This window comes from Fictibacillus tiangongensis, assembly GCF_048083785.1.
Lineage (GTDB): Bacteria > Bacillota > Bacilli > Bacillales > Fictibacillaceae > Fictibacillus.
Genome location: NZ_CP182294.1, coordinates 1,723,994 through 1,737,951 on the forward strand (window position 1 = coordinate 1,723,994; position 13,958 = coordinate 1,737,951).

Sequence of the window (13,958 nt, forward strand, 5' to 3'; positions counted from 1 at the left end):
ATGCCTAAGAATAAATTAGTCGTACAGCAATCCGAACAACTAGTGAACCAATTTAAAGAAGAGATGGCTGAAGAGTTTGGAATGTACCGTTCAGCTGCTGAATCTGAAGCGATAACACCTAAAATCATCAAGAAACAGAAAAACGAAAAAAACAAATGAAAAAAGAAGGTGTTTTCGTTCCTAAAGGGGACGAAAAAGTGATAAAACCAAAGTCATTTCACAGTGATTTTGGTTTTTTATTTTGGCTAAAAGGGTGTATGCGCTTGCAATTTTCTGAAGAATAGTAGACATAATAGACTAGGTCTTATACAATGATAACGGTACTTTAAGTTTTCACCATGATAGGAGGATGGAGAGTAAATGAATATCCACGAATACCAAGGTAAAGAGATACTTAGAAAATATGGTGTGGCTGTTCCAAACGGGAAAGTAGCATTTACCGTTGAAGAAGCAGTAGAAGCTGCTAATGAGCTGGGGAGCACTGTATCTGTAGTTAAAGCACAGATCCACGCAGGTGGCCGCGGTAAAGCAGGTGGCGTTAAAGTCGCTAAAAATATCGATGAAGTGCGTACATACGCAAATGAAATCTTAGGAAAAGTTCTTGTAACTCATCAAACAGGTCCAGAAGGTAAAGAAGTTAAGCGCTTACTTATCGAAGAGGGCTGTGATATTAAAAAAGAATACTATATCGGTCTTGTACTAGATCGTGCAACATCAAGTGTTGTTATGATGGGATCTGAAGAAGGCGGAACTGAAATTGAAGAAGTGGCTGAAAAGACACCTGAAAAAATCTTCAAAGAAGTAATCGATCCAGCGATCGGCCTTCAAGCATTCCAAGCAAGAAGACTTGCTTATAACATCAACATCCCTACTGAATTGGTAGGAAAAGCAGTGAAATTCATGATTGGTCTATATACGGCTTTCGTCGAAAAAGATTGTTCAATCGCAGAAATCAATCCATTAGTTGTAACAGGTGACGGAAATGTTATGGCACTTGATGCAAAGATGAACTTTGATTCTAATGCTTTATACCGTCACAAAGATATCTTAGAATACAGAGATCTAGAAGAAGAAGATGCAAAAGAAATCGAAGCATCTAAGTACGATCTTAGCTACATTTCTCTAGATGGAAATATTGGCTGCATGGTTAATGGTGCTGGACTTGCTATGGCAACGATGGATATCATTAAACATTACGGCGGCGACCCGGCTAACTTCCTTGACGTTGGGGGCGGCGCGACTACTGAGAAGGTAACAGAAGCTTTCAAGATTATTCTTTCTGACAAGAATGTTAAAGGAATCTTTGTTAACATTTTCGGTGGAATTATGAAATGTGATATCATCGCGAACGGCGTTGTTGAAGCAACGAAACAAGTTGGTCTTGAGCTGCCTCTTGTTGTGCGTTTAGAAGGTACGAACGTTGATCTTGGTAAAAAGATTCTTAAAGAATCTGGTCTAAACATTACAGCTGCAGATTCTATGGCTGATGGTGCAGAGAAGATCGTAGCTTTAGTTAAGTAATAGAGAAAACATCGTAGGAAGGATGGATTGATGCATGAGCATTTTTATTAATAAAGATACAAAAGTTATCGTTCAAGGTATTACAGGTTCTGTTGGTCTTTTTCATACAAAACAAATGCTTGAATATGGTACGAAAATTGTAGGCGGTGTTACACCAGGTAAAGGTGGAACAGAAGTTGAAGGACTTCCTGTTTTTAACACCGTTGTAGATGCAGTTAAAGAAACTGGAGCTAACGCTTCTGTTATTTATGTTCCGCCTGCATTTGCTGCAGAAGCGATCATTGAAGCAGTTGACGCAGAGCTTGATCTAGCAATCTGTATCACTGAAGGTATTCCAGTAATGGATATGGTAAAAGTTAAACGTTACATGGAAGGCAAGAAGACACGTCTAGTTGGTCCGAACTGTCCGGGTGTAATCACTCCTGAAGAATGTAAGATCGGTATCATGCCAGGTTACATTCATACAAAAGGTCATGTTGGGGTTGTATCGCGTTCTGGTACATTAACGTATGAAGCTGTACATCAGCTTACAGAGCGTGGGATCGGGCAATCTACAGCAGTTGGTATCGGTGGAGACCCAGTCAACGGTACAGACTTTATCGACGTTTTAAAGGCTTTTAACGAAGATGACGACACATATGCAGTAATCATGATCGGTGAGATCGGTGGAACTGCTGAAGAAGAGGCTGCTGAATGGGTTAAAGCGAACATGACGAAACCTGTAGTAGGATTCATCGGTGGTCAAACGGCGCCTCCAGGAAAACGTATGGGCCATGCTGGTGCGATCATCTCAGGTGGAAAAGGTACAGCAGATGAAAAGATCAAAACGATGAAAGCTTGTGGAATTAAAGTTGCAGCAACGCCTTCAGTTATGGGTGAAACTTTAGTTGAAGCTTTAAAAGAAAACGATCTATATGATCGCTGTGTAACAAACAAAGCAAAAGCGTAATAACGATTACAACGTGAAAAGCTCCCAGATCGGGAGCTTTTTATTTACATTGAATTGTTTCATGAGGAGGAATGAAGTTTGGATAAAGAACGCTTAATTTTTCTTCATCATTGCGAAGGACTCACTTGGAATCAATTAAGATCAATTGTTGTAGCTGATCCTGAACTAAAATCCGTTTTTTCAATGGACATTCGCAGGTTGAAAATGTCGTTTGGTTACAGTGACCTAACGGCAAAGCGCCTCTATCAACACATGAAACAGTATAATAGTACATACATAATGAAGAATCTTTTAAGACAATCTATTTCAGCAGTTACGATATTTGATAAAAATTATCCTCCGCTGTTAAAGAACATTTATGACCCGCCATGGGTTCTTTATGGACAAGGGGATTGGACAATCCTAAATCGGGATAAAATGATTAGTGTGGTCGGTACTCGTCATCCTAGCAAACAGGGAAAACAAGCGTTAGAAAAGGTACTTACTCCTTTGATTGATGATAATTGGATCGTGATCAGCGGATTAGCTAAAGGGATTGATACGTTCGCTCATGAGTTAAGTATTCAACACAAGTCATTAACAGCAGCAGTTCTAGGCTCGGGTTTGTTACAAATCTATCCGCAAGAAAACAGAGCACTAGCTAAGAAGATTACTGAACAAGGAATCTTGTTATCTGAGTTTGCACCCCAGGTTACACCAAAACGCTGGCATTTTCCGCTTCGTAACCGTATAATAAGCGGTCTCAGCCGTGCAACACTTGTAGCTGAAGCACGAACAAAGAGTGGTTCCTTAATTACAGCGGATCAAGCACTCGAACAAGGAAGAGATGTATTTGCGATTCCAGGATCGATTTTAGAAGAGTGTGCCAACGGGACCAATTTTTTAATTCAAAATGGCGCAAAATTAGTCATGAGTGCAGAAGATATTCAAAACGAAAGTATCTAACCGTTTTCATTTAAATGAGGAAACAGTTTGACAAATGCAGATACATTATTTAATAATAGGGAAGATTTCACTAAACCCTTAAAGGGGGATAAACTGTAAATGGAAAAATATTTAGTCATTGTTGAGTCTCCCGCCAAAGCAAAGACAATAAAAAAGTATCTAGGGAGCAAATATGACGTTAAAGCATCTATGGGACATGTTCGTGATCTTCCAAGAAGCCAGACTGGCGTAGATGTAGAAGCAAACTATGAACCAAAATACATTACGATTCGTGGAAAAGGTCCTATCTTAAAAGATTTAAAAACAGCAGCGAAAAAAGCAAAACGCATCTTTCTCGCAGCTGACCCGGATCGCGAAGGTGAAGCAATTGCATGGCATCTTGCTCACAGTTTGGATATGGATTTAGATTCTGAATGTAGAGTTGTGTTTAATGAGATTACAAAAAATGCGATAAAAGATTCTTTTAAAAGACCCAGAAAGATTAATATGGACTTAGTTGATGCACAGCAAGCAAGAAGGGTGCTTGACAGACTAGTAGGATACAAAGTCAGTCCGTTATTATGGAAGAAGATCAAAAAAGGACTGAGCGCCGGACGTGTACAAACGGTTGCGGTCAGATTGATCGTTGAACGTGAGAAAGAGATTGAAGCTTTCCAACCAGAAGAGTATTGGAAGATCAAAGGAATCTTTAGTGCTTCTGGAGAGGATTTTGAAGCACAGTTCTACGGAACTGGCGGCAAGAAAAAGGAACTTTCCAATGAAGAAGAAGTGAAAGAAATCCTAAGTACGATAAAAGGTAAACAGTTTAAAATAGATTCTGTTCAGAAAAAAGAAAGACGCAGAAATCCTTCGCCGCCTTTCATCACTTCTTCGCTTCAACAAGAAGCGGCTAGGAAACTAAATTTCCGAGCTAAAAAGACGATGATGCTCGCACAGCAATTATATGAAGGAATTGATCTTGGTAAAGAAGGTACAGTCGGTCTGATCACCTATATGCGTACAGATTCGACACGTATATCTGATACCGCTAAGACGGAAGCTGCAGAATTCATCGAAAAAGAATATGGCGAGCAGTTCGTGAACAAATCAAGAGTGGAGAAGAAATCTGGAAAGAACGCTCAAGATGCCCATGAAGCGATTCGTCCAACTTCTGTCATGTATCATCCACGTGATTTGAAGAATTATCTTTCAAGAGATCAACTTAGATTATATAAGCTGATCTTCGAGCGCTTCTTAGCGAGCCAGATGGCTTCAGCCGTACTCGATACGATGACGGTAGATCTAGAGAACAACGGAATCAACTTCCGTGCGACTGGATCTAAGGTTAAGTTTCCAGGATTCATGAAAGTCTATGTTGAAGGCAATGATGATGGGAAAAAAGAAGAAGATCGCATTCTGCCAGATGTTCAAGAAGGCATGAAAGTTGAAAAGAAAGATCTTGAACCAACGCAGCATTTTACACAGCCTCCTCCCCGTTATACGGAAGCGAGACTTGTTCGTACGATGGAAGAACTGGGGATAGGCAGACCGTCAACCTATGCACCAACACTGGATACGATTCAAAAACGTGGATATGTAGCGCTTGATGAAAAGAAGTTTGTTCCAACAGAACTTGGTGGTCTTGTTTTAGAGATGACATTGGAATTCTTTCCTGAAGTATTCAACGTAGAATTTACTGCCAAGATGGAAAGTGATCTTGACGAAGTAGAAGACGGAAAAGAAAACTGGATCAGAATCATCGATGACTTCTACAAAGGCTTTGAAAAGAAACTAAAAATTGCAGAAGAAGAAATGCAAAAAGTAGAGATCAAAGATGAGCCTGCCGGTGAAGATTGTGAGAAATGTGGACATGAGATGGTTTACAAGATGGGACGCTTTGGAAAGTTTATGGCTTGTTCAAACTTCCCAGACTGCAGAAACACGAAACCGATCGTAAAAGACATAGGTGTTACATGTCCGACTTGTCATGAAGGAACAATCGTAGAGCGGAAAAGTAAGAAAAAGAGACTTTTCTATGGATGTAACCGTTATCCAGATTGTGAATTCGTATCTTGGGATAAACCAATTGCCAGAACATGTCCGAAGTGCAATAGTATGTTAGTAGAAAAGAAAACGAAAAAAGGCAAAGTCGTACAGTGTGTCTCTTGCGATTATGCTGAAGAGGAAGCAAAGTAAGGAGTTTATCTTCATGAATCAACATGTTAACGTAATCGGAGCAGGTCTCGCTGGCAGTGAAGCAGCTTGGCAGATCGCTAGCCGAGGAATTCAAGTAAAATTATACGAGATGAGACCGGTTAGACAAACACCGGCTCATCATACTGAGAAATTTGCAGAGCTAGTATGTTCGAACTCACTTCGTGCTAATACACTAACGAACGCTGTCGGTGTACTAAAAGAAGAGATGAGAAAGTTAAACTCTGTTATCATCTCATCAGCTGATGATTGTGCAGTTCCGGCAGGTGGAGCTCTGGCGGTCGACCGTCATGAATTTGCTAGCCTTGTAACAGAGCGTGTTAAGAATCATCCTAATGTTGAGGTAATCACTGAAGAAGTAACAGAGATCCCTGAAGGTCCAACAATTATTGCGACAGGACCTCTAACTTCTGATAACTTATCAAAATCGCTGAACTCATTAACGGGTGAAGAATATCTGTATTTTTACGATGCAGCTGCACCGATCATCGAAGTAGACAGCATCGATATGGACAAGGTGTATCTAAAATCCCGTTACGACAAAGGTGAAGCAGCTTATCTAAACTGTCCGATGACTGAAGAAGAATTTGACCGTTTTTATGAAGCGTTGATCACTTCTGAAACAGTCCCTTTAAAAGAATTTGAAAAAGAGATCTTTTTTGAAGGTTGTATGCCAGTTGAAGTTATGGCTAAAAGAGGGAAGAAAACATTATTGTTCGGACCGATGAAACCAGTAGGTCTCGAAGATCCGAAAACAGGCAAGATTCCTTATGCTGTCGTTCAATTAAGACAAGACAACAGTGCAGGAACTCTATATAATATTGTAGGTTTCCAAACACACCTTAAATGGGGACCTCAAAAAGAGCTTCTAAGACTCATTCCAGGCTTAGAGAACGCAGAAGTAGTACGTTACGGTGTGATGCATCGCAATACGTTTCTGAACTCTCCACGCCTCTTAGAAGAGACGTATCAGTTAAAAGCAAGGAAAGATCTTTTCTTTGCAGGTCAGATGACCGGTGTTGAAGGGTATGTTGAAAGTGCTGCTTCAGGATTGATCGCTGGTATTAATGCTGCAAAATTAATCAAAGGCGAAGAACTAGCTGTTTTCCCTAAAGAAACGGCGATCGGAAGCATGGCTTACTATATTACGACTGCTAATCCTGATAATTTTCAGCCGATGAATGCTAACTTTGGTCTACTTCCACCTCTTGAGAAGAGAATCAAAAATAAACAAGAGCGTAATACTGCTTTAGCTGAAAGAGCATTGGAAACAATTCAGAATTTTATAACAAATTTGTGAACATGTATTGATTTAGCCCCTAAATTGTGTTACGATTTAGGGGCTTTGTGAGGTGTATGAAATGGTATCAGAACGCCAACACGTGGTGGATTTCTTGAATTATTTAATGATCGAGAAGAACTGTTCACCTTATACGATTGAACACTATGAAAAAGACATTAATGATTTTACTTCTTTTTTGAAACAGCAAGCAATCGAAGGATTCGCTGCTGTTTCTTATATTTTAGTCAGGCAATATTTAGTGACTCTTCATGAGAAGAAGTATGCTCGAAATACAGTAGCAAGAAAGATATCGGCGATGAGAAGTTTTTATCGTTTCCTAAACCGCGAAAAGATCGTTGAAGAACATAACCCTTTCGCTATGGCATCACTCCCTAAAAAAGCAAGAATGCTTCCTCAATTTCTTTATGAAAAAGAGTTGGAGAGGCTTTTTAATGTGTCTGATGTTAAAACCCCCATGGGACAAAGAAATAAAGCCATCCTCGAAACATTGTACGGAACTGGTATTCGTGTCAGTGAATTGTGTAAGTTGCAGTTAAAGGATCTTGATTTAAATGTAGAGATAGCGCTTGTAAAAGGAAAAGGTAAAAAAGAAAGATATGTTCCGATCGGATCGTTTGCGAGAGAATCTCTTGAAAAGTATATACAGGACGGTCGCAAGTTACTGTTAGAAAAAACGGAGAAAAAGTCGGATGCATTATTTTTAAACTATAAAGGGGAACCTTTAACCGTTAGAGGCGTAAGAACTATATTAAATAAACTAATTGAGGAATCTACCCTTACGATACATATCAGCCCGCATGTATTGCGGCACACGTTTGCGACGCACATGCTGAATGAAGGCGCTGATCTCAGAGCGGTTCAGGAGCTTTTAGGGCATGCCAACCTTTCCTCTACACAAGTTTATACACATGTTTCAAAAAGTCATTTGAAAAAAATCTATAATAATGCGCATCCTCGAGCATAAAAACAAAAAGGGAGGGATTTTTCAATGTCAACATTTCATGCTACTACAATTTTTGCGATTCAGCATAACGGCAAGTCCGCTATGACTGGAGATGGTCAGGTTACGTTCGGCAACGCAGTTGTAATGAAACATACTGCCAAGAAGGTAAGAAAGCTTTTCGGAGGAAAAGTGCTTGCTGGGTTTGCAGGTTCTGTTGCAGACGCATTTACGCTTTATGAAAAGTTTGAGAGCAAGTTAGAAGAATACAGCGGAAATCTGCAGCGTGCATCAGTAGAGATGGCTAAAGAATGGAGAACAGATCAAGTTCTTAGAAAGCTTGAAGCTCTTCTAATCGTAATGAACGAAGAGCATATGTTATTGATTTCTGGAACTGGTGAAGTTATTGAGCCAGACGATGGAATTCTCGCGATTGGATCAGGTGGCAATTATGCTCTAGCTGCAGGTCGGGCACTGAAGAATCATGCACCTGAACTCTCTGCAAAAGAGATCGCTCTCGCATCTTTAAAGACTGCTGGCGAAATTTGTGTTTACACGAACACAGAGATTGTTTTAGAAGAATTGTAAAAAGTAAAGGAGCGGTTGCAATGAACAGTCAATTAACTCCAAGACAAATTGTTGAAAAGTTAGATCAGTATATTATAGGTCAAAACGATGCAAAGAAAGCTGTCGCTGTTGCGCTTCGTAATCGTTATAGAAGAAGTTTGCTCGACGACAAGCTTCGTGATGAAGTATCACCTAAGAATATTCTGATGATCGGACCTACTGGTGTAGGAAAGACAGAGATTGCTAGAAGGTTAGCCAAACTAGCTCAAGCTCCTTTCATTAAACTTGAAGCAACTAAATTTACCGAGGTTGGCTATGTTGGACGTGACGTTGATTCGATGGTACGTGACCTAGTTGAAACTTCAGTAAGACTTGTAAAAGAGCTTAAGATGAATGATGTAAAAGACAAAGCTGAGCAAAATGCTAATAAAAGACTTGTAGAGCTCTTAGTTCCTGGTAAAAAAACAGAAACGAGCTTTAAAAATCCGTTAGAGATGTTCTTTGGTGGCGGTAATCAAGAACAGGAACAAAAGCCACAGCAAGATGATGTTTCAGATCTTAGACAGAGACGAAACCAAATGGCACAGAAGCTTGCGCTTGGTGAGATGGAGGATCATCTTGTTACGGTAGAAGTAGAAGAGCAGAATCCATCTATGCTAGACATGTTCCAAGGTTCGGGTCTGGAACAAGTAGGCATGAACATGCAGGATATGATCGGTGGACTTATGCCGAAGAAAAAGAAAAAAAGAAAACTCACTGTTCGAGAAGCTCGTAAAGTATTGACGCAAGATGAAGCGGCAAAACTAATCGATATGGATGATGTTACGAGTGAGGCAGTTTATAAGACCGAACAAACAGGTATTATATTTATAGATGAGATCGATAAGATTGCAGGAAAGAACCAAAACTCTGCTGATGTGAGCCGTGAAGGTGTTCAGCGAGACATCCTTCCGATCGTTGAAGGTTCTACAGTAATGACGAAGTATGGCTCGATCAAGACGGATCATATCCTGTTTATTGCAGCTGGAGCTTTTCATATTTCTAAGCCTTCAGATCTCATTCCAGAGCTGCAAGGAAGATTTCCGATCAGAGTTGAACTAAATAGCTTGTCTGTTGAGGATTTTACACGTATATTAATAGAGCCTGATAATGCGATCATAAAACAGTATAAAGCTCTATTGAGTACGGAAGGTATAAATGTTGAATTTTCTGACGATGCTATTGCTAAGATTGCAAGCATTGCCTATGAAGTGAATCAAGACACCGATAATATTGGTGCACGAAGACTTCATACCATATTGGAACGCTTATTAGAAGATCTATCTTTTGAAGCGCCTGATATCAGCTTAGATCACATTACCATTACACCCGAGTATGTAGAAGAAAAACTGGCTAACATCGCAAAGAACAAGGATCTGAGCCAATATATATTATAGGATGCAGTAGGAGGAAGAAATACAATGAATTTATTGAACAAAGCAAGAAGTATCAACTCGATGCTTCAACAAACAGGTGGTAAACAAGTAAACTTTAAAGAGATGGCTGAAACACTTAGTACGGTGATTGAAGCAAATATTTTTGTAGTAAGCCGTCGTGGTAAACTGTTAGGTCTCGCTCTTAAACAAGAAATTGAGAACGAGCGTATGAAGAAGATGATCGAGGATCGTCAATTCCCTACTGATTACACAAAAAATCTTTTCAACATTACAGAGTCTCTTTCAAACATTGACATAGAGAGCGATTATACAGCATTCCCTGTTGAAAACAAAGATTTGTTCTCGACAGGATTAACAACAATCGTTCCGATCGTAGGTGGCGGTGAAAGACTAGGAACTCTTATACTTTCAAGACTATCTACATCATTTGAAGAAGACGATTTAGTTCTTGCTGAGTACGGTGCTACAGTAGTTGGAATGGAGATCCTTCGTGAAAAAGCGGAAGAGATCGAAGAAGAAGCTCGTAACAAAGCAGTTGTTCAAATGGCGATCAGTTCATTATCATATAGTGAGCTAGAAGCGATCGAACATATTTTTGAAGAATTAGAAGGAAACGAAGGATTGCTTGTAGCAAGTAAGATTGCAGACAGAGTGGGTATTACTCGATCAGTAATCGTAAACGCGCTTCGTAAATTAGAGAGTGCAGGTGTAATTGAATCTCGTTCTCTAGGTATGAAGGGAACGTATATCAAAGTGTTGAACGACAAGTTCTTGCTCGAGCTTGAAAAGCTTAAAACTTCATAATAACCAATAATAAGATCCAGCTCTGTAAACCAGAGCTGGATTTTTTTGTTCCATAACACTCAAAGTGCTATTTATGAATCTCATATTATCTGTTATAGAGTATTCCTTTGGGTGCTCTATCTACATTTATAAGATGCTTTTAATGGAAGGTTAAGATAGGGATTTTTTTGAAAAAACTTCTGTTGTTTATTCACGGTAGATTTAAAACGATGAAAAAGGATAAATTGTAAATATTTGTCGATTGTGTACAGAAGTGGTAAAGAGGTACCAAAAACCGTATAAATATAGGGATTTTATTACTATTTTTGTAATTGGGTCCAAAGTCACGGTCGAAATATAGTCCTTTCTATCGAAAAAAGTCATTTTGGGAAAAAATACATAGACACTTTTTGGATATATCACTTAAAATATGATAGTGAGGTAAGATTTAACATAATATGAAACTTCTATAGTAAAAAAGAGGGAAGTGGTGAACTTGTTCTCTGGCTCAGTCATAAGAAACTTAGAGATGGCTTTAGATGGATCAGCATTAAAACAAAAGACCATTTCTAATAACTTAGCTAATGTGGACACACCTGGATATAAAGCGAAAGAAACTGTCTTTAACCAGGAATTCAAAAAAAGCTTGCAAGCCCATCGAACAGATCAGCGGCATTTTTCATTCGGGACTGAAACATCCTCTTCTTTTAGTGTAAGAGAAAAAACGAATACAGTGATGAATCATAACGGAAATAATGTGGATGTAGATAAAGAGATGGCAGAATTAGCAAAGAATCAGCTTTATTATCAGACACTCGTACAGCGAATTAATGGAAAGTTTAATTCAATTAAGATGGTTGTTAAAGGTGGGAGATAAATATGGGAGTTTTTGATGCAATGAATGTATCAGCATCCGGTTTAACTGCTCAACGGCTTAGGATGGATGTTGCTTCCTCTAACATGGCAAATGTCGATTCGACACGCGGAGAATACAAGAACGGTGTGTGGGAACCGTATCGACGTAAAATGGTCGTTTTAGGTTCTGGTGAATCTAGTTTTAAAAACATGTTTAATAAGGCTGTAAATAACGGGAAAATGGCTGGCGTCAAGGTGAATGGTATCGTCAATGATCAAACACCATTCAAGACGGTTTATCAACCTGAACATCCTGATGCGAACGAAGAAGGATTTGTTCAACTTCCGAATGTAGACCCACTAAAAGAGATGGTCGATTTAATGAGTGCTACTCGATCGTATGAAGCAAATGTTACTGCACTAAACGCAGCAAAAGGTATGTACTTAAAAGCATTAGAAATTGGCCGTTAGGGGTGTTGAAACATGGATAAAATTTCAATTGGTTCACTTCAGAACATCAGTAATCCAACTTCAGTCGCAAAAGTGACACCATATGAAGCTCAAGAAGATTTCAAGAGTTATCTAAAAGGAGCTTTGGATACGTTGGGTGAAACACAAGCACAATCTAATCAAGCTACTCAAGGTTTGATGAACGGTAATATGGATAACCTCCATCAAGTGATGATCACAGCTGAAAAAGCAAGTGTAACGATGCAAACGACTCTTGAGATTCGTAATAAAGTTGTTGAGGCCTACCAAGAAATAATGAGGATGCAAGTATAGGCTCTGTTATATGATTCGATATTAGCATTCAATTTTGGGGGTAGCTGTTAAAAATTTTTATTGCGCTTATCGGGGGAAAAAATGAAAGAAAAATGGAAAAATATCATCAAGCAAACGACAGAGCGGTTTAAAGCTCGTTCTAATGTACAAAAGGGATTTATTCTCGGTGGAATCTTTCTTATTATCGCAGCATTCATCTTTGTAACAGTCATGATGTCAACACCAAACCTTGTTCCTTTGTATTCAAATCTTTCCCCTCAGGAAGCAGGTCAAATACAAGAGAATCTAAATGGCAAAGGTGTGGCAAACGAAGTTCAAGATGGCGGGAAAACAATATTAGTTCCTGAAGAACAAGTGAATAACCTGCAAGTGCAGCTAGCTGCAGAAGGATTACCTGAAAGTGGAAATATCGATTTTTCGTATTTTGGTGAGAAATCAGGTTTTGGAATAACAGACAAAGAGTTTGGTGTTCTAGAAAGAGAAGCAACACAGACAGAGATTGCTAGTTTAATAAAGAGCATCAACGGGGTTGAAGATGCGAGCGTTATGATCACCCTTCCTGAAAGCAGTGTGTGGGTAAACCAAGAAGAAGAAAAAGCTTCAGCTTCTGTTGTTCTATCATTAGGAGCGGGTGCGAAATTAAATGAAGATCAGGTGAAAGCACTCTATCATCTCGTTTCAAAGAGTGTGAGCAACCTTCCTATGGAAAATATCGTTATTACGGATCAATACTTTAATTATTATGACTTGAATTCTGTAAGCTCTACTGCTTCATCTTCAAAATATGAAGAGCAAAGAAAGATCAAGCAGGATGTTGAAAGAGACCTACAACGTAGAGTTCAACAGATGTTATCAACCATCATGGGACAAGGTAAGGTTGTTGCTACAGTGACAACAGATATTGACTTTACGGAAGAAAAACGTGAAGAGAATATCGTAGAACCTGTTGATAAAGAAAACATGAAAGGCATCGAAGTAAGCGTTGAGCGAATAAGAGAGACGTTTACTGGAGAAGGTGCAGGAGAAGGTGGAGTCGGAGGAACGGGTGATCAAGAGGTACCTACCTATCCTGGCTCAGCTGCTGGCTCAAACGGAGACTATGAAAAAGTAGAAGAACGTATCAATAATGAAGTGAACAAGATACGTAAAGAAATCGTGGAGAGTCCTTATGAGATAAGAGATCTAGGCATTCAAGTCATGGTAGAGCCACCGACCCCAAACAAACCAGAATCGTTACCACAAGAACGATTAGATGACATTGAACAAATATTGAGTGCGATCGTTAGAACGAGTATCTCAAAAGATATAAACGAAACATTAACAGAAGATGATATTCAAGAAAAAATATTTGTATCTGCACAGCCATTTAACGGAAAGCAAGAAACAACTGCCGTTTCTAAAGGTATTCCGTTATGGATCTACATAGTTGGTGGAGTCTTATTAATCATTATTATTCTATTAATCTTCTTGCTTTCTCGTAAAAGAAGAACAGAGACTGAAACCAAGATCGAGGAATTCCAGATGGATGAGCCTCAAGAATCTTACTATGTACCAGATGTAAACCAAGAAAAAGGGTCTGAGGGAACAGTTCGTAAAGAGCAGTTAGAACGAATGGCAAAAGAAAAGCCTGAAGAATTCGCAAAGCTTGTAAGAACATGGCTTTCAGAGGAGTAAGGAGGTAAC

14 protein-coding genes are annotated in these 13,958 nt (G+C 39.2%); all 14 read left to right on the forward strand.

What is annotated here, in order from left to right:
• The 14 genes from ACNJYY_RS09390 (at position 1) to fliF (ending at position 13,949) form a co-directional block, all read left to right on the forward strand.
• The gene (locus ACNJYY_RS09390) at positions 1-159 is read left to right on the forward strand and encodes a small, acid-soluble spore protein, alpha/beta type (protein ID WP_137789681.1); all 159 of its coding nucleotides are present in this window, start codon (positions 1-3) and stop codon (positions 157-159) included.
• A gap of 201 nt (positions 160-360) precedes the next feature.
• Positions 361-1,521, forward strand: coding sequence for an ADP-forming succinate--CoA ligase subunit beta (gene sucC / locus ACNJYY_RS09395; RefSeq protein ID WP_144700801.1), 1,161 nt, complete (start codon positions 361-363; stop codon positions 1,519-1,521).
• 34 nt (positions 1,522-1,555) lie between these two features.
• Positions 1,556-2,470, forward strand: a complete 915-nt coding sequence (gene sucD, locus ACNJYY_RS09400; protein ID WP_416731496.1) for a succinate--CoA ligase subunit alpha — start codon at positions 1,556-1,558, stop codon at positions 2,468-2,470.
• Positions 2,471-2,548: 78 nt separating this feature from the next.
• Positions 2,549-3,415, forward strand: coding sequence for a DNA-processing protein DprA (gene dprA / locus ACNJYY_RS09405; protein ID WP_416731497.1), 867 nt, complete (start codon positions 2,549-2,551; stop codon positions 3,413-3,415).
• Between the two features lie 99 nt (positions 3,416-3,514).
• The gene (gene topA, locus ACNJYY_RS09410; RefSeq protein ID WP_137789677.1) at positions 3,515-5,590 is read left to right on the forward strand and encodes a type I DNA topoisomerase; all 2,076 of its coding nucleotides are present in this window, start codon (positions 3,515-3,517) and stop codon (positions 5,588-5,590) included.
• A gap of 13 nt (positions 5,591-5,603) precedes the next feature.
• A complete protein-coding gene (trmFO, locus tag ACNJYY_RS09415; protein ID WP_198767026.1) occupies positions 5,604-6,908 on the forward strand; it encodes an FADH(2)-oxidizing methylenetetrahydrofolate--tRNA-(uracil(54)-C(5))-methyltransferase TrmFO in 1,305 nt (434 codons plus the stop codon).
• Positions 6,909-6,969: 61 nt separating this feature from the next.
• A complete protein-coding gene (xerC, locus tag ACNJYY_RS09420) occupies positions 6,970-7,875 on the forward strand; it encodes a tyrosine recombinase XerC (RefSeq protein WP_416731836.1) in 906 nt (301 codons plus the stop codon).
• Positions 7,876-7,899: 24 nt separating this feature from the next.
• Positions 7,900-8,439: an ATP-dependent protease subunit HslV gene (hslV, locus tag ACNJYY_RS09425; RefSeq protein WP_137789675.1), complete on the forward strand. Its 540-nt coding sequence runs from the start codon at positions 7,900-7,902 to the stop codon at positions 8,437-8,439.
• 20 nt (positions 8,440-8,459) lie between these two features.
• On the forward strand, positions 8,460-9,854 hold the full coding sequence (hslU, locus tag ACNJYY_RS09430; RefSeq protein ID WP_416731498.1) for an HslU--HslV peptidase ATPase subunit: 1,395 nt from the start codon (positions 8,460-8,462) through the stop codon (positions 9,852-9,854).
• Between the two features lie 24 nt (positions 9,855-9,878).
• On the forward strand, positions 9,879-10,658 hold the full coding sequence (gene codY / locus ACNJYY_RS09435; RefSeq protein WP_066393642.1) for a GTP-sensing pleiotropic transcriptional regulator CodY: 780 nt from the start codon (positions 9,879-9,881) through the stop codon (positions 10,656-10,658).
• 469 nt (positions 10,659-11,127) lie between these two features.
• A complete protein-coding gene (gene flgB, locus ACNJYY_RS09440) occupies positions 11,128-11,514 on the forward strand; it encodes a flagellar basal body rod protein FlgB (protein ID WP_416731499.1) in 387 nt (128 codons plus the stop codon).
• Between the two features lie 2 nt (positions 11,515-11,516).
• Entirely contained in the window at positions 11,517-11,963 is a 447-nt protein-coding gene (gene flgC, locus ACNJYY_RS09445; protein ID WP_191753629.1) for a flagellar basal body rod protein FlgC, read from the forward strand.
• A 12-nt stretch (positions 11,964-11,975) separates the two neighbouring features.
• Positions 11,976-12,275, forward strand: coding sequence for a flagellar hook-basal body complex protein FliE (gene fliE / locus ACNJYY_RS09450; protein WP_416731500.1), 300 nt, complete (start codon positions 11,976-11,978; stop codon positions 12,273-12,275).
• Positions 12,276-12,356: 81 nt separating this feature from the next.
• The gene (fliF, locus tag ACNJYY_RS09455) at positions 12,357-13,949 is read left to right on the forward strand and encodes a flagellar basal-body MS-ring/collar protein FliF (protein ID WP_416731501.1); all 1,593 of its coding nucleotides are present in this window, start codon (positions 12,357-12,359) and stop codon (positions 13,947-13,949) included.
• Positions 13,950-13,958: the final 9 nt, after the last annotated feature.

Coding starts and splice junctions, on each gene's coding strand:
- ACNJYY_RS09390 (WP_137789681.1), top strand. CDS start 1: ATGCCTAAGAATAAATTAGTCGTACAGCAATCCGAACAACTAGTGAAC.
- sucC (WP_144700801.1), top strand. CDS start 361: ATGAATATCCACGAATACCAAGGTAAAGAGATACTTAGAAAATATGGT.
- sucD (WP_416731496.1), top strand. CDS start 1,556: ATGAGCATTTTTATTAATAAAGATACAAAAGTTATCGTTCAAGGTATT.
- topA (WP_137789677.1), top strand. CDS start 3,515: ATGGAAAAATATTTAGTCATTGTTGAGTCTCCCGCCAAAGCAAAGACA.
- trmFO (WP_198767026.1), top strand. CDS start 5,604: ATGAATCAACATGTTAACGTAATCGGAGCAGGTCTCGCTGGCAGTGAA.
- xerC (WP_416731836.1), top strand. CDS start 6,970: ATGGTATCAGAACGCCAACACGTGGTGGATTTCTTGAATTATTTAATG.
- hslV (WP_137789675.1), top strand. CDS start 7,900: ATGTCAACATTTCATGCTACTACAATTTTTGCGATTCAGCATAACGGC.
- hslU (WP_416731498.1), top strand. CDS start 8,460: ATGAACAGTCAATTAACTCCAAGACAAATTGTTGAAAAGTTAGATCAG.
- codY (WP_066393642.1), top strand. CDS start 9,879: ATGAATTTATTGAACAAAGCAAGAAGTATCAACTCGATGCTTCAACAA.
- flgC (WP_191753629.1), top strand. CDS start 11,517: ATGGGAGTTTTTGATGCAATGAATGTATCAGCATCCGGTTTAACTGCT.
- fliE (WP_416731500.1), top strand. CDS start 11,976: ATGGATAAAATTTCAATTGGTTCACTTCAGAACATCAGTAATCCAACT.
- fliF (WP_416731501.1), top strand. CDS start 12,357: ATGAAAGAAAAATGGAAAAATATCATCAAGCAAACGACAGAGCGGTTT.